Genomic DNA, 16,317 nt, shown 5'->3' with positions numbered 1-16,317 from the left:
TTTTTTGTTGTCACACGTTTTATTTAGATAATGTTTCTTGTCAAATTAAACTTGAATGGAGTTTTTTCAGTTTGATAGACTTTAATATTTCGTTTTGTACATTCTGTAATAATCTCTGTTTTATGTTGTTCTGAAATATTCATTCCTAAGTTAACTTCATCGATGAATTCAGAAGGTACCTTAATTACTCTTTGCTCATTTGTTGGTACATTAGGAAAAAAAAGATTTGTTAGCCTATATTCTTCCTCGTATTCCCAATCTTTAGCTTTGTTGTGTGTCTGTTTAAATGATTTCAACATTGTATGTTCTTGTTCCATTGGATTGATTTCTGGAAACTCTTCAGTATACGTTACTGGCCCACCTTTTCCAAAAAGTCCACAATTCCGCATTTTTAATTCATTAAATCCAATACAAAAACCTTTATGAAAGTCTCCATAATGAGACCACATCAAAATTGAATTCCAACGAGCACTTAATGATAATATTCCATAATGTTTATCCATTTCCGCATATTCTAAATCTTCGTGTTCTTTTTGATAAGTTTCAATATCTTGAAGGCGTTCTTTTAATTGTTTCTTTTCAAAATCAATATTTTTCCCACTTGCAATTAACCATTCTCTATGCTTTTCAATCCCATCATTAATAAATTGGTCTATTTTTTCAGGTGTATCGATTAGATAATGATTTTTTGGAATTCGACAGTCAAATGGGTCGTTAAAATCATTAGGTGGTGACATAAAGACTTCATTATTTAAAAGAATATTTTTATGGAAGTCGTTGTTCCAACTTCTGTATTTGTAAATTATATCTGGATAGTTATCGGGAGTCATTTTTTAAATTATGTACAACGGTTCAGAGTTATGATTTTGTTGCTGTAAACCCGCTAGGATTTTCAGGCTGAGAAATCAGGTTAAATATACGGAATGTTTGTTGGACAATTTCCAAACCAAGCAATGAATTATACTAATTGTAATAATTTATTTTTCTTTCTATTCATATAGATATTTATCCGAATTAGTTTCATAATTTTTAAAAATATATTTAATTGTCAAGTTATTAATTCTCTTAAGTTCTGTGAAATTCTCTACATCTTTGTTTCTTTCTGCCCAGTTTAAAAACTCTTCAGAGGCTTCAATCAATATTGAGAAAATTGGAGCAATAATACGATTGTCATTATTATTGTAGAAATCCATCTTAGGAATGAAGTATTTACCTTCACAATATGTTAAATGTAGCTGTCTAATATCTCCCCATCCGCTATGTAAAACTTCCGAAAGCATTCCATATACATATGGGTATGTTTCCGATATTTCTACTTCCTTATGAATCTCTGAGAAATTTTTCCCATCAAGTTCCCATTTACGCCCTTTCTTTTTTGAATTTTCAGCCTCAAAATCACTCATTGTAAATCCATCTATGCTCATCGCATGTTTTAACTTTTCAATCATTACTTGACCAATTCCTTCAATTCCCTCAAGCTCTTTTAAATTCTTGTACCTTCTCCTATATGAAACAAGTCTGTAATGTTTTTGTGATTCTTCTCCTTTTAATATCAAATACTTCATTAAAACAAAAGCTTCATATATCGGTCTACTTAGTAAAGCATTAGTATCATATTCATTGTTATTGAAGGCCCGAAGAAATAATTTATAATGCTTATATAGTTTTGTATATAAACCAGCAATCGTAGCTTGATTTATATCATAGACATAACCCATATCTTCAAAAGGGTCAATTGTCTTTTTAATGAGTGTCATCAATTCATTCGAAAAGTCCTTGATAAAGTTCGATTTCAAAAGTTCAACTTCTAATTTCTCAACATTTTTGATGTGTGCATATTTTCTTTTCATTTTGGACTTCTATCTTGTTTTAGACTAAGCATTGATAAGTTTAAAAACCTTTCAAAACTTTTAGTTGCGTCTTTAAACTCTTTGTCATTTCTATAAAGTTTTATCATTGCAAGTATGTTTCCTGGATGGTAGTACAATGAATAAAAGTAGTTTATACTCTTTGTCTTATTTATTAATGTATTGTATAATATTTTTTTAAAGTAGTATTTTATTTGTTTTGGTTCATAAACTTTAAAAATATCTATTTCGGGTAGAGAAGTGTAATTACCATCCGAATATTTTGCGATTTCATACGGTTTTAACTTTTCCCTCTTGATGAAGTTTATGTCTTTGGATGTTAAAATACCTCTTTCGAATCTCTGTTGACTATTCTGTTTGTATTTGTCATAGTCATTTTGTTCAGTTAATTCGTAAAATCTTAATTTTGATTGTTTAAATTTTAGAGCCGTTTTCTTTTGATTATTTTTAAAACTAACTTTTGCTTTAAATAAATCCAAAGTAAGTTCAAGTTTTTCGAACTTGTTAGAATAAAGAACATTTTCAATTTCTTCTAAAGGTATTAAAAGACTTTGATGATTTGTAAGTAATCTATTCTCCTGAATATTATATGTTCGTTCACTTATTTTATTTATGTATTTTTTTTGTAATTTGAACCATTCTACATGTAATTCTTCAATGTCAAAGTCTATTTCTAAAAGTAAAATTATTTTTGACGGTTGATATAATTCAATAAAGTCAGCAAGTAAATGCCTATATCCTTTTTCAGATATTTCTTGTATTTTGTGAATTAGACTTACACATTCTTTAAGTGAAATTAAATTTTCACTTTGTAGTGTTTTTAATGCAATTGGCAGACTATATAAGGTATAGTCTTTTCTTTGGTAGTATTTTGTCCAGTAAGGATAAATACTTTGTACATCAATTTTTCTTTTTTCTAATAAAGCTAAGCGAATATAATTATGTATTTTATTTCTTAGTTTAAAACTTCCTAAATCACGATACTTACATATGAGTTCTTTTAAGGTTAAATCATGATATTCATTTTTCCCTGAGTCAATTTTATATCCATAAGATAATAGATTATTATAAACATCTTTCAAAATCCAATTTGGATAATAATCTGGGACATTATATTTTATTAAAAATCTCTCTAGTTTATGGGTCGCTTGGTAAGTATGTCCATTTAGATATTCTCCAATACTGGATTTTAGAATTTCGTAACCTTTTATTTTTGATTTGTGTATAAAGATATTTTCAATGATTTGCTTTAAGTGTTTTTTGAAATTTATTTTATCTTTTAATGCCTCATCTATAGTTCTTTTGTCTAATTGTCTTGAATGTTTTTCTATGAATGTTTCTTCTTCGTTGATGTCAAGTTCTAATTGTTTATGGAAATATTCGGTGTCATAATGGTCGTCAGTAGTGCTATTATAAAGTAGTGCTGCATTTTTAGTTTTAACGTAATAATACATTCCAAAAAGATATTCAGAACTTGTAATATCTTCATCAGTTATTCCATTCTCAATTAACGAACTTACATATGTGTAGTAAAAAGTATTGATAGTTGATATGTGTTCTCGTGTAACTAAGATGATAATTAAAGATAAGTCATAGTAATTATTAATGCTCAGCTCGGTTGGTGAAATCTCCTTTAATAATTCTCTAAGTTGAGTATAAAACGTTCTTATTGATTCGAAGTCAACGGTATTTTTAATGATTTTTTCGAATGTTTTTATTGAAGCATATTTAATTAATATACTCTTTTTCTGTTCTTTTGAAAATTGAAATAAGCTAAATCGTGATAAAAATCTTTTTTCAAGATTTAAAATTGATTTACTAACGATATTATTAACCGTTTCCGTTTTATGTGTGTAATCAACTTGCTTTCTTAAAAAAGTGTTGAAGCTATCGTGGAAAAGGGAAATTCGATTTATTTTGATGTCAAATAGATATGGATGTTCCTTAATAAACTCTTCAACATAATATTTTTCATGACCTATAAACAAATCTATTTCCGATTCCATTATATAGGATTTTGAACATAGAAAAACTGATAAACTATTTTTTCCTTTTTCGTTTGAAATGATATCCTGATAATAAGAATCTATATTTTCAACTTGTTCAATTTTCGGTACTTTTCCGTTTATTTTATAGTGTTCTGCTATATATTTAACAATGATAGGATAGCCTTGGGAGATTTCATAAATTTCCTTTAAGATATGATGTTCTGAAAGGTGAAACAACGTTTTTAAAACCCTTTCAGTTTGTTTCAAATTCCACTTTTCAAGTGTATGTTTATTCCAGTTTAGTTCCTTAGTTAAGGGTCTTGATAAAATAATTATTTTACAAAATTCTTTAGCTCTATTAATGAAATTAATAAAACTATTAAATTCAGGTTTGTTATAGTTTTCTATGTGGTCAAGACCGTCAATAATAAAAGTTTTATCTTCGTTTTTTAATTTAATAAGAAGCTCTTCTATTGTTCTTGTTTTTTGGTCGTAAAACAGTTTAACGTTTAAATCACGAATAAAATTTTCAAACCTTAACCTTTCTTGATAATCCCTATCCTGATTTCCAATCCAAAAGCGGTATATTATATTGTTTTCAAACTTCTTAATTAGTGAGTTTACGAAATGGCTTTTACCAATACCAGGTTTTCCTTCTATTAAAAGAAGTTTTTCAAATTCAAGAAGCTTATGACTGATTAATACAGATTTTTCTTGTAAATCAGTTAAGAACACTTTTAGTTGTGGTAATGATTCTCTTGGTATTTGCCATATTCTTTTATCTAAAATTGAGTTTAAAAAGCAATCCATTTCGTTTTTTCTTCGTGGATTAATTTTGTATAGATTATTTAATTTTTTATCAATTTGGACTCTTGATAACGAAACAATTGAAACGTTTTCAGCAAATTTATAACTAGGAAATTCTAGAATTTTCTCATTTGATTTGATTGTTATATTTTTAAAGAATATGACATTATGTTTTGCAGATAGTTTATGAGGGTTTCCTTTAATGAAAATTTCATTGTTTTTAATTTTTAAATTTTCAAGTGATACGTCCTCAAAATCCTTTATTTGAAATTGGAAACTGTCTGAATTAGTAGTAATTATTAAATCATCGAAGTTGTCAGTGGTTTTAGCTTCTATCTCAATTTTTGAGATATTACGTTCCACATCCATAATTGATAATAAGAGTAAGGTAACTTGTTTTTGATATGTGTAACCACTTAACGCATTTCTCATTTAATTATCAGTATCAATTTTTTACAAATGTTATTTCATGTGCTTTGCATAATCTTTGTTCCTGAACATATTCGTTGATATCATACCAACCACCCGTTTTTTGCCAAATATCCAGACCTCTGCCAAGAACCACCTTCCACCCATTATCCATTAAAATTGAACGGTCATGAATGTAGTCATCAAATTCATATGAAAAAATGATTCCTAAAGATTCTAAAGAATAAGACATTTGTTGAAATGCTTCTTTGGCATTCTCCAAATAATCTTCATTATTGGCTGTAACTAAATGAAGTTTTACTTCAACTTCAGGGTCTTTCTTTTCTGCAATCAATTTTGCCAGCTCCATAAAGTTTCTTAACTGATATGGCAACCTAACATATGGGTCAATCACTTTTATGTCTGTAGCTCCTAATAAGTAAGCTCCAAATAATAAATCATAAGATATTCCTATTTGGTTGTCTCTAATAATTTTTTGTCCGCCTTGGAGCTCAATTGGACTCTCTCCAATAAAAGTTGAGGTGGTTTCTTTACTCTTTTCAGTTTTTACTTCAAGTACGGGGCTTTTTTTAGGAGCATATTGAATAACTTCCAAGGTATCAACGTTGATGATTTCACCAGTGCTTTTAATGGTATAACTAAAGTCAACCTCTTCAAAGGTTTCATCCATTTTCTGCAATTGTAGCTTTACTCTTTTTCTATTCTCTATAGCGAAATCTAACAGCTCTTTGGCATCATTTTCAGTTATTTCATTATGAGGGTAGATTACTTTTTCCAAACCAGCATAGGTCTTTGCAATAGACGTTTTATCTCTAGTTGTAATGGAATTTGATAACTCAAAAAACTTCGAATAATCGTGTGTTCTATCTTCTTTTCTTAAATCCTTCAGAATCTCAGCCAAATAATCTACAATGAATCCATAGTTTGAAGTGAACATTTCATTTCTTAATTTTTGGACTTCCCATCCTGGTATATAGGCGTGTAATCTGTCTAAAAAAGCGGTGTCATAGTAATCTTTTGGTAGCGCATCAAACAAATCACTATGCTTAATCATATAGGGTACAGTATGGTCTGTATTTCCTACAAACACCATGGAAGCCGATGCTCCATAAACTTGTGTTCCTCTGGAGAATGATTTGTTGGCCATATAATTTTTCATAATGTCAACCAACCCTCTGTCAACTCTCTTGGTTTTACCAGCAAACTCATCATAAGCAACAACATCCCAATAGCCAACAAGACCAATTTCACCAGAGCTATTATTCACGAAGAGTTTTGCCTTAGAAACTTCACCACCCGAAATCAACATTCCATGAGGTGACAATTCTGAAAATATATGAGACTTCCCAGTACCTTTTGGTCCTAGCTCAATAAGATTGTAATTGTTTTCAACAAAAGGAACCAACCTTGTCAGCTGAATCAATTTAGACCTAAATGTAAACTCTTCTGGGTTTAAACCAATTGTTTGTAGTAACACATCAATCCATTCTTCCTTTGTAAATGCTTTTCGTGCTTCTTTATACTCATCTACATCAGCATTGGAAACTTGAATAGGCTTAATCTTTTCAATTATCCAAGGTGTTGAATCTCTTTCGTCTGTATGGAAATAAGCTAACGTTAAAATGCACCATACACCGCTAGAGAGCAATTTTTGATGTTCTTTAATTACTGAATCGGAAATTGGGATTCTGTTTAGACCTAGGTTTGCAAAAGATGCTTCATACTGGTCTTTTTTATCATTTAGTCTTACAGATACTTTATCAATAATACGATGAGAACCTTTTTCTCGAACTGTTGCTTTTATAAGCTGCGCTTCATCTCTATGAACAAAATGTTTAGCTATGATACTCTTCACTGTTTCAACACCTTCAACAATAGTTTCCTCATCATCCGTTGCACAATATTGGCCTAATAAATATTCCAATACATAGGTAGGTACAATGGCATTTCCTTTCACCAATTTGGTTAAATCTTTACGAACTACTTTTCCTCCAAAATGTTCATTCAATTTTATATCTAATTGTTCCATAGGCTAGAAATCATCAAAATCGTTGGTAAATGATATGTTTAATGTATAATAGTATTCTTTGTATTGCTTCCATTTGGTAGTTCCTTCAACTGGTTCTTCCAAAATGAATTGTACCCGTTGGTTCTTATATTTCCCACTTGCTTTTGCCATTAATTGAAATCTATGTTTCACTTCTCGTTGGCGTTCACTTCCTTGTTCAATATCAAAGTTGTATTTGAATTGGTCACTTAGTAATTCTCCATCTTCGGCATAAATACCAGCTCTAAGTGTTCTTGCAAGTACTTTCTCTGTAACCAAGTCAGATTGAATAAAGGATACTGGTAAAATATTAGTGGTAATTCTATCCGTAGATTTAATGATGTCAATTTCAACTTGAGATGTTGTGTTTTGACGCTTTTTAGTGACTTTTATAACGGGAATTATAATTTCTTGTAATGATGCTCCACCGTGTACAAATCTAGAGCCAGCGCCTTTAATACGAAGTCTGTTAATAGACTTAGGAATCAAAACATTGGAATCAGATTTTAAACCTAATTGACTTGCCGTAAATGCTGTTGTAGTATTATCTCCTTTTAATCCTTCTCCTATAACAAACCTTCTATTCTCCTTCCAGATAGTACCGTTATGATTGGATTGAACAAAGTCACTTTCATCCAATGAATTATTCTGATAAATAAAACCGTGGTCTGATGTAATGAGCATATTATTACCATTCATATTGGCTATTTTCTTTAGCATATCCATCAAGAAGTCCAGTTCATCTTCAACAGCCTCAAAAACGTTTTCTTCCGTTGTTTTATCATCACCCATTTTATCAATTCTATTGTGATAAATGTAGATGAGGTCGTGTTTTTTTACAAAATCTCTTCCCTCAGTTGCAGAATTAAAATTCATAAAGTCTTTCGCTTTAATAGCTGTTGCTCTCACTCCTGAATTGGTTGCTAATATTTTTGCTCTTCCTTGTGTGCCAGAACTAGACATTCCATCAACCTCTGCTGAATCTGAACCTTCTTTAAATGAAATTTCTTTATGAGGCAATAAAGAAGCCATTCCTAGTTGTGTATAAGAAGGAAGTGAAGCCACCATCGAATCGATAGATGATTCATATCTGTTTTCCGCTTGAAGTCTTTCACTCAATTCAGCTCCGCATTCATATCTAAATGCATCTGAAATAATTACAAACAATCGTTGCTTCTTCTCAATGAATGGCACAACGTGATTTTTAAAGAATGCTCTCTGACTGTTCCCTTTTTTAAATGGCCAAACCTCAACATTTTCAATCACCTTTTGCCAGTTATTGTTGTTGTTCAACAACCAATCATTGGAGTATATTTTTTCTACTGTTTCAACTAAATGTGCTAATATTTTGTTTTGTTTTGTTTGCCTGAAATTCCAAATGAATTTTCTGTAAATAAAGTCTACTTCGTACAAATTCTCTGAGTAGTTTTTTACACCTTCATCAAACGATTTATAGGTTGTTGATGAGGTTTCTTTAGCTTTATCAACAAACTGAGCTCCATAAGTGATACAGCTGTAGAACGGTTGAAATTTATTGTTCCAAAACTTATTTTCTCTCTTCTTTATATACTTTAAAACTTTTTCTGTGGTAATGCTTCCTTCAGCTAATTGCGTAACTAGTTCGTGAATTACTTTTAAATCTACCAATTCAAATAAATCATCATCAATAATAGTATCTAAAGTAGTTTCATTCAATTTGGATTTAATATCCAAATCTTTTGCTATTTTTTCAGAAATTTGGGCAAAGCTATCTCTAAATTGAATAGTGTCTTTCCATTGCAATAGCAATATTCTAGACTCTTTGTTTAACGTATTTTTAGAACCTAATATAAAATTGTGATTAAATACCTCTAATAGAAAATCATATATGGATGGAGCTTCATTTAAATAATTAAATTGGTGTTTAATTCTCCCCCAATAATAGTTGGAGAGATTATAACGGTCTAAGTTTTTATCAAACTTATCATTCCCATCAATAAATTCTGAGCTATGCGCTTGGATAAAGGTACTTAGATTTACATAGTCTGTGTTGAATAATACAGCTAACATTTTACCTCTAATATCTTCGTGTTGGTCACCTTCTCCCAAGAGCTCTTTTAATTTGGTTCTTCGTCCTTTAGACTTAAAGAATTCAATATGTTCTGCAACCAATTCTTTGAAATGATATCCCATCCCAATCTCTTGCATAAACATCGCTTCTTGGTCCGTATGAAAAACGTGGTGTGCCAATACCAAATCTAACAACCAATTTTCTTCATTTAGAGGTTTTTTACCAGTAAAGTAGAGCAAGAATTTATTGTTTCGCTCTTGTTTGGAGATGCGATATTTTACTTCGAACTCATTACCTTGAACGTAAATTTTATCCACCCCATCAATACTCAATTCTTCATATTGCTCTATAAGTTCTTTCTTTTCATCATACCAAAAAATGATGCGATGACTTTCAAAACGTTTTAATAATGCTTCTTTTATATTATTCATAAACTTTTAGAATCTTTTTATAAATCAACTTTGAATACTCTTGAAACTATTGTCCAGTTATTCTTCCATTCTCTTTTTTGTTTGTTTAATGAATCTATGAGTTCAAATTCATTATTCTCCTCAAATTGCCTTACAAAATTATCTATTCTATTTCTTTTTATTTCAGTAATATATGGGCTGACAATTACAAAATAATTTACGCCTTTGAAAGTTGATTGTATTAAAGAAGTTAATTTATCCATTGAAAAAAAATCAATATCTAAAATATTTGAAAAGAAATGAAGCTTAATGTTTCCATTTGTATTAAAATCACAAACTTTTAACGAGTCTAAATCTTTATTAATTGTAGAGATGTCTATGTTTTTGTCAAATTTATTTAAATGTAAGGAACCTCTTTTTAAAGCTAGTTCCGAAGGTTCATTCAAAGTTATTTTGTTGATTTTTTGCCTGTAATCATTTTTTTTCAGAAAGTCCAAATAGGATAGTGATGCCATTGCCTGCCCACAACCCCAATCATAAATTTCAATTTCAGAAGAGAATAAAGAATCAGGTAGCATATTAAAGGCTGTATCAAGCTTTGCATAATGCATATTTCCATAGCTATTCATATATGCAAAAAGTTGCTTTTCGCTTGTCAATATTTCAACACCTCTACCTAATGAATAAAAAATATCATTATCACCAATGTGATTATAATTTTCAACAGATATATTTCTTATATAGTGAAAATCTGCTGGTACGGTTTTTAATGTCTTGCTATACTCAGTTTCAGACTCGATTAAATATTTCTCTTCCGAAAAAATGAGTTCAACTTTTTTACGATTAAGGTATAAATCTAATTTAAGATTAATTTCATCGTAAGCGGAATTGAAATCTCTAACATCTATTAGAAGAATTTCATCAATTAGAGCATTTCCAAGAAAGAAAAAATCACATTTAATTTTTTTGATATTATTTCTAAAAGCTAATACACCTTCGCAGTTAAATTGACCATAATTATAAACAACTTGAGCATAAAAATCAACAAATGTTGAAACTACTTTATCATAATTATCTTCTTCGTATTCAGTTGCATATTGTAATTTATTTAAGACCTCTTCAAACACTTTTTCATAATCAGAGAACTCTTTTATCCCTATTGAAAATAATGCTGTTGCTTTATGTCTACTATTAATATTTGAATTAGAAGAAACTAATAATTTATAAAGGCGTTTAAAATAAGAAAGAAACCCAAACCGTTCACAAACATCTAGTAAAACAGTAATGAAGGTAAGGTTTTCTGTTACGCTTAAATCTATTTTTTTTAGTACTTTATAATTTGAAAATATATAATTATCGATTCTTTCAATTTCTTCTTTTAGTTCACTATACCCTTGAGAAAGGAAAAAGTCATAGACAGAATTTATATTCTCTTGCAAAAACGAAGTTAAGATGCTTGTATTTGTTGAAACTTTATTTAGCTTTTCAATTAAATCCATATCTAAACTAATGTTAAGAGTTAGATTCTTTTTCAATAATCAGTTTCACTAACCGTTCTTTATCTACAGGATTATTTGCAAACCTAGAAGTTGCTTTAATTCCTGTCTTTTTTGCTTCGTTCCTAAGCTTAGTGATACCCATAACTGAAAGTTCTTTTTCACGTAATCCTATTTGAGAATGTTCAGATTCATTGGGCGTCTTTTTGTTCTCTGATAAATTAACTGGAAAATTCATTTCTCCTTGGAAGGAACTATCGTCAATATTATTTTTTTCTTCTCCTTCTCCTCTAGAACCTCTATCCACATGTAAATCAAAAGTTTCTGATGTAGAATCTTCAATTTGTTCTTTAGTGTTATCAACAAATGTTTTGGGTGAACTAGAATTTAATTCACCTAAAAGATTATCATTTGTTATTAATAGTTCATCATAATTATTTTGAATTTTCTTAATACTTTTTTTAAGTTCAATGTTCTCTAATAGAATATTTTCCTTGTCTAATTTTATATCGTTATCAATATCAGCTTTAACTTTTTTGTAGGTGTCTTTAACTATAGCTTCTATATTGGTTTTAAGATTTCTTTCAAAATATAAACTTGCTTCCTTAGTTTTCTCTGTTTTTAGAAAATCGGGTAACCAACCATTGACTATTTTTGTGATACTTTCAAAAAGATTATTTGGTGAAACACTTTGATATAATTCTTGCAAATATTCCAAAGAACCAATTTGAACTTTTTTTTTGTAAATGATAGTTTTATCTAAAATCGTATAAGTTTGATACTCTTTTATTTTAACTCTTTCATTTGATTTAGGACACCAACTATCTATATAAAAGAATGAATAATTGTCTGTTTTATTATTAAAAACATATTGATAGATACTTTCAATTGTGTAATAATCTAACTGACTATTAAGTTTAAATTTAACATCTACTTCAAATTTTGAAGTTTTGTATTTATTTCTAAATGCTTTATATCCTGAGTTAATACCAAACATAAGGGATATTCCTTCTTTTCGAGGCTCCGAAAATTTGTTATTAATTAAATCTGTTATAAAATCATCTATTTTTTTTCTACCACTACTCCCGTATGTTGCGAGAATGGCTATTAAATATGTTTTTGATTTAAATTTAATTCCATCTAAATCAATAATTCCTAATCTTTTTTTTAGATTTATATCTTCTTCTTTGGCAAAACCTTCAACAGTTTTATAATCTACATTAGAATATATAGATGAACGGAGAGATTCATATTTATTATTGTCAAGAATTAACCATTCATAAGGATTATCAAAATTTAAAGTAGTAACATAAAGTTGTTCTTTAACAAGTTTATTGAGAAGAGAGAATGTTTGGAAATAATTTTTTGAATAATTCATCCAAGATTCGCCTCCTAATCGCATAAAAGCAAAGCCACCTAATAGTTTGTCATATAAATCAATTTTAGACTGCCAATCTTTTTTTTCACTAATATTTTTTACTGCAAGAATCTCATCTGTCTTACTATATTCATTAGTTAAATCAACATCTACAATTTCATCTGGAATAAAAGCTGCTCCGTCATTAATATTGGCGACTGTTTTTACTTTTTGTTTTTCATCTTTAAAGAAAATACGTTTAACTCTACTAATAGGTAAAACTAAATCCAATAAAAAAAAATTAGTTGTTTTTTCTTTAATAGATTTTGATTCTTTTTGAGTTAAAACTATCTCTAAAGAACAATTTGTCTCATCTGTAAATTTTGTTCTACAAAAAAGTAGTGAATTGTCAAATCTATTCTGAATATCTTCATTTCTGTTTGAAATATATCTTGTTGGACAAATACAGCCTTTAGTAAAGTAATGTCCAAGATTAAAAGAAGCTATAGGTAAATATATTTTTTCCATTTTTATTCCGTTTCGTACGTGTTAGTATTAACGTCTAAATCAAATTTATTAATTAAAAATAAATTTATTTTAGAACGTGTAAGTGCAACATAGTAATCGTTCATCCCAATATTATGAGTTTTAGCTATAAACCACTTGTAGCTGTCAAAGTTAGGTATAATTACAGTATCAAACTCTACCCCTTTAGCAGATTTAAATGTTGTAATATGTACGTTCTCAAAAGATTCAAATTCGGACATTTCACCTTCATATTTGGAGCAATTAATTCTTGATTCAAGCTCATTATAAAGCTTAGTCACTTGATTTTTCCCTGGAACTAGTATCCCTATATTATGTGTGTCAGATGCATATGCTTTTACTATTTCTTCAATATTAGCAATAATTTCATCTTCATCCCAACCAACAGTTTGAACGATTGGTTTTATTCCTGTTACTTCAGCGTTATTTATAGTGCGTTGCGGAATAAATACACTTGGAAACACTGCCTTTGTAAATAATAATATTTCCTGTGAATTTCTAAAATTAACATCAAGAGTATATTCTTCATTATTTGGGAATAGCTGTTTTAGTTGTTGAACAGAACAGCTCTTTTCAGCATACAAACTTTGTGCTTCATCTGCTCCATAGGTGCATTGGTCAGAGTGTCTTTTTATGATATTGTATCTGTCAATTTCAACATCTTGGGCTTCATCAATAATTATTTCATCATAATGAGATTTGTTTTTGCCATATGTCCATCTGTAAGTCCTATCAATATTTCTAGATGCATTGATGTTTCTAGAGCTGGCAGATTGTCTCAAGTAATGTTCTAAAGTTTTTGTGTAAGTTAATAATAGACTTCTAGCAGTTCCATTTGTGTAGTTGAATATATGGCGCCAAAGATTTACAACAGTTTTACCTGTGCCTGGCCCTCCTGAAAGGGCAATTGGTTCTGTTTCGTCTACTGCTAATTGTTGGTCTCTTGTCAATTCTGTTGATGCTGGTAAATTAAAATAATAAGCCATAATTTCATAGTTTTTTTATAATCCTGTTATTGTATCTAGTGATTTATTTTCAATATGTGTTTGGTAATTTTTCCTTGCTATTTCTTTAGATGTATTTGCATAGCAGTAAACACATTCGTGAGGACACGTATTGTATTGCCCAATGTCTTTACTCATTATGCATCCACATAATTCTCTTTGTCCTTTATCTTTTATTACCTTGGTTTTTTTGATATTGCTTGAGTCATCAAATAGGGTAGGTTCTTCAATTTTAACACCTAGAAAATCCATTAATTGTTTGTCTTTGCCATAAAGTTCAATCATCAAGTCATCATCAATACATTTGTTGTGAGTGATTCCATATTGTTCTAAAGGAATTTTTTCTGCACAAGTTGCAATTTCAAGATTCCAGTTTTTGTTTAATTCCTGAAGTCCTTTTGCAAATTGATGCATCGTTTCCTCCGTAAACTCAACGTAATTAATTCTCTCTTTTTTAAGATTGTTTTCAACTTTTCTGTAGATTGAAATATCTGCAAAACTGAAAACTAATTTTCTTGTATGGTTCTTCAGCTGGTCTCCAATATTTTTAACTCTTCTTAAAAGTTCTTTTACGTCAATTGTATCAGTTAAAATCATTGGGTCAAATCTCCAAATCACTCTTTCTTTTCCTATTTTTTCTGAAAGTTCAATAAACGATTTTATCCTAGTATCAACACTTGGCACTTTTCCTTCGTATCCTTCTTTATCATAATCATTCAGTGTGTATTGAAAATAAAACTGCTTAACATTTTTATTTAGAAAATCGAGGTGCTTCATCATTGGCTTTGGGTTTTTGGTCCAAAACACAACTATTCTAGTGTTTTTAAATGAAACATAAGAGAAAACACCATTAAAAGGGTTTTTCCATTTTACATAGCCTTTTTGCCATCGTTCCACAAACCAATCTGCATAAAAAGTAGGAATATCTGTAGAACGACTTGCAGATACAATTACTGGAGCTTGAGCACTTACTTGCTCTCCTAAATCATTCTTTATTTCAACCTTTTTCCAAATCATTTTATAACTCTAAATGTTAAATTTATACGTTCCTCTACTTTCATTTTTGTTTTTGGCACCTGATGCTTCCAAAAATGTTGCAATTCACCTTTCATAATTAACAAACTTCCGTGCTTTAAATTTAGCTCAATTTTTTCATCTGTATGCATATGTTTTAATTGAAATTTCCGTTCAGCTCCAAAATTTACAGAAGCAATCACTGGATTTTTACCAAGCTCTTTTTCTGCATCAGTATGCCAAGAAATTGAATCATTTCCATTTCTATATCTATTCAACAATACAGAATTAAATTTCACTTGAGCTTTATGGTCAATTTTATCTTTAATCTCAATTAGCTCTTTTGTCCAAGGATGAGGTTGTAATGTTATGCCTGAAAAACTATAAGGCTTATCATTTTCACCATACCAAGCAGTTAGCCTTGGAAATGGAATTTGTTTTCCGTACATATTCATTGACTCCTGTTTCCATTCAATGGTATTTGTAAATTGTTGAAGGTAATAATTGGCCATAATCCTTCCATAAAAATTCGGGATATAGATGTACTCACCATTATTTATTTTAATGGTTTTATTATAATCTGGAGCTGGGGCAAACATATCTAGTTGTTCCATTATTCTAACTTAGTTTTTTATCCTTTATACCAATTTTCTTCTTCAATGTTCAAAATATAAGTTTTAATTCTATTGTCAGAATCAAAATTAATTAAATTAAGGTGTTCTCTAAAACGAATAGATTTCTCTAAATCATTTGAGAAATTCCAACCCGCTAATATTAATGGTTTTGGAATAGCGTGAACTTTTAAATCTTCACACATTAATTCATACAACTCATTCCAAATCATTGGTTGGGGACAAATTCTGTTATTTGTTAAAATATCTTCCATTATCTTATCTCACTTGTATCTATCTAATCAAACTTTTTCACCTTGTCTTTGGCTTTTTTATCGATTAAACCAGCATTTTTTAAAAAGTAATATTTGCATATTCACCTTTTTTATTTATAGCGCAAATATTTTCAGGTTTTATACCATTACTTTTACATCTTCGCACATATCCACTTATGTCATCAGTAGCATAAAACAAGTTTGTAGTTTCAATATACACTAGGTATTTTCCATTTTTATTATGCTCAGCCTGAAAACTAGGATGAACAAGTAGTGAGCTAAATCCTTCCTCTTTTGTTCTTTTTAACAGTCTCTCGAAACACTGTTTATGCTCTTTTAAATTTGGACACAAAACATCCAGACTTATTGTAAATTTAGATTTTTTATACATTTTACATATTATTTAAAGTTGTTT

Annotated in this window: 12 protein-coding genes; all 12 read right to left on the bottom strand. The window is 29.5% G+C overall.

The window, feature by feature from the left end; genetic code table 11:
- Positions 1–23 precede the first annotated feature (23 nt).
- A complete protein-coding gene (locus tag CHB63_RS02635) occupies positions 24–830 on the bottom strand; it encodes a DUF2971 domain-containing protein (protein ID WP_089376869.1) in 807 nt (268 codons plus the stop codon).
- Positions 831–989: 159 nt separating this feature from the next.
- Complete coding sequence (locus CHB63_RS02630; RefSeq protein WP_089376868.1) at positions 990–1,850, bottom strand: DUF5677 domain-containing protein; 861 nt, start codon at positions 1,848–1,850, stop codon at positions 990–992.
- On the bottom strand, positions 1,847–5,095 hold the full coding sequence (locus CHB63_RS02625; protein ID WP_089376867.1) for a hypothetical protein: 3,249 nt from the start codon (positions 5,093–5,095) through the stop codon (positions 1,847–1,849). Before CHB63_RS02625 ends, CHB63_RS02630 begins: the two co-directional genes overlap by 4 nt.
- Positions 5,096–5,108: 13 nt before the next feature.
- Positions 5,109–7,121 carry a BREX system Lon protease-like protein BrxL gene (brxL, locus tag CHB63_RS02620; RefSeq protein WP_089376866.1) on the bottom strand — a complete coding sequence of 671 codons (2,013 nt, stop codon included), beginning with the start codon at positions 7,119–7,121 and terminating at the stop codon, positions 5,109–5,111.
- A 3-nt stretch (positions 7,122–7,124) separates the two neighbouring features.
- The gene (pglZ, locus tag CHB63_RS02615) at positions 7,125–9,620 is read right to left on the bottom strand and encodes a BREX-1 system phosphatase PglZ type A (protein WP_089376865.1); all 2,496 of its coding nucleotides are present in this window, start codon (positions 9,618–9,620) and stop codon (positions 7,125–7,127) included.
- 17 nt (positions 9,621–9,637) lie between these two features.
- Positions 9,638–11,098, bottom strand: a complete 1,461-nt coding sequence (locus CHB63_RS02610; RefSeq protein WP_089376864.1) for a hypothetical protein — start codon at positions 11,096–11,098, stop codon at positions 9,638–9,640.
- 13 nt (positions 11,099–11,111) lie between these two features.
- Positions 11,112–12,980, bottom strand: coding sequence for a hypothetical protein (locus CHB63_RS02605; RefSeq protein ID WP_089376863.1), 1,869 nt, complete (start codon positions 12,978–12,980; stop codon positions 11,112–11,114).
- Positions 12,981–12,982: 2 nt separating this feature from the next.
- Entirely contained in the window at positions 12,983–13,984 is a 1,002-nt protein-coding gene (locus CHB63_RS02600; RefSeq protein ID WP_089376862.1) for a 3'-5' exonuclease, read from the bottom strand.
- A 15-nt stretch (positions 13,985–13,999) separates the two neighbouring features.
- Positions 14,000–15,019: a DUF1848 domain-containing protein gene (locus tag CHB63_RS02595; protein WP_089376861.1), complete on the bottom strand. Its 1,020-nt coding sequence runs from the start codon at positions 15,017–15,019 to the stop codon at positions 14,000–14,002.
- Positions 15,016–15,630, bottom strand: a complete 615-nt coding sequence (locus CHB63_RS02590; protein WP_089376860.1) for an alpha-ketoglutarate-dependent dioxygenase AlkB family protein — start codon at positions 15,628–15,630, stop codon at positions 15,016–15,018. Before CHB63_RS02590 ends, CHB63_RS02595 begins: the two co-directional genes overlap by 4 nt.
- Positions 15,631–15,647: 17 nt before the next feature.
- The gene (locus CHB63_RS02585) at positions 15,648–15,902 is read right to left on the bottom strand and encodes a hypothetical protein (RefSeq protein WP_089376859.1); all 255 of its coding nucleotides are present in this window, start codon (positions 15,900–15,902) and stop codon (positions 15,648–15,650) included.
- Positions 15,903–15,981: 79 nt separating this feature from the next.
- On the bottom strand, positions 15,982–16,293 hold the full coding sequence (locus tag CHB63_RS02580; RefSeq protein WP_089376858.1) for a hypothetical protein: 312 nt from the start codon (positions 16,291–16,293) through the stop codon (positions 15,982–15,984).
- Between the last annotated feature and the right edge of the window lie 24 nt (positions 16,294–16,317).

Origin of the sequence: Lutibacter flavus (assembly GCF_900188355.1) — a bacterium.
Lineage (GTDB): Bacteria > Bacteroidota > Bacteroidia > Flavobacteriales > Flavobacteriaceae > Lutibacter > Lutibacter flavus.
This window is presented reverse-complemented; position numbering and strand designations above follow the sequence as displayed.

What these genes read in the sequence shown, in the direction of transcription:
- CHB63_RS02585 (WP_089376859.1), bottom strand. Translation starts at nt 15,902, where the DNA reads ATGGAAGATATTTTAACAAATAACAGAATTTGTCCCCAACCAATGATT.
- CHB63_RS02590 (WP_089376860.1), bottom strand. Translation starts at nt 15,630, where the DNA reads ATGGAACAACTAGATATGTTTGCCCCAGCTCCAGATTATAATAAAACC.
- CHB63_RS02625 (WP_089376867.1), bottom strand. Translation starts at nt 5,095, where the DNA reads ATGAGAAATGCGTTAAGTGGTTACACATATCAAAAACAAGTTACCTTA.
- CHB63_RS02605 (WP_089376863.1), bottom strand. Translation starts at nt 12,980, where the DNA reads ATGGAAAAAATATATTTACCTATAGCTTCTTTTAATCTTGGACATTAC.
- CHB63_RS02635 (WP_089376869.1), bottom strand. Translation starts at nt 830, where the DNA reads ATGACTCCCGATAACTATCCAGATATAATTTACAAATACAGAAGTTGG.
- brxL (WP_089376866.1), bottom strand. Translation starts at nt 7,121, where the DNA reads ATGGAACAATTAGATATAAAATTGAATGAACATTTTGGAGGAAAAGTA.
- CHB63_RS02610 (WP_089376864.1), bottom strand. Translation starts at nt 11,098, where the DNA reads ATGGATTTAATTGAAAAGCTAAATAAAGTTTCAACAAATACAAGCATC.
- CHB63_RS02630 (WP_089376868.1), bottom strand. Translation starts at nt 1,850, where the DNA reads ATGAAAAGAAAATATGCACACATCAAAAATGTTGAGAAATTAGAAGTT.
- CHB63_RS02580 (WP_089376858.1), bottom strand. Translation starts at nt 16,293, where the DNA reads ATGTATAAAAAATCTAAATTTACAATAAGTCTGGATGTTTTGTGTCCA.
- pglZ (WP_089376865.1), bottom strand. Translation starts at nt 9,620, where the DNA reads ATGAATAATATAAAAGAAGCATTATTAAAACGTTTTGAAAGTCATCGC.
- CHB63_RS02595 (WP_089376861.1), bottom strand. Translation starts at nt 15,019, where the DNA reads ATGATTTGGAAAAAGGTTGAAATAAAGAATGATTTAGGAGAGCAAGTA.
- CHB63_RS02600 (WP_089376862.1), bottom strand. Translation starts at nt 13,984, where the DNA reads ATGGCTTATTATTTTAATTTACCAGCATCAACAGAATTGACAAGAGAC.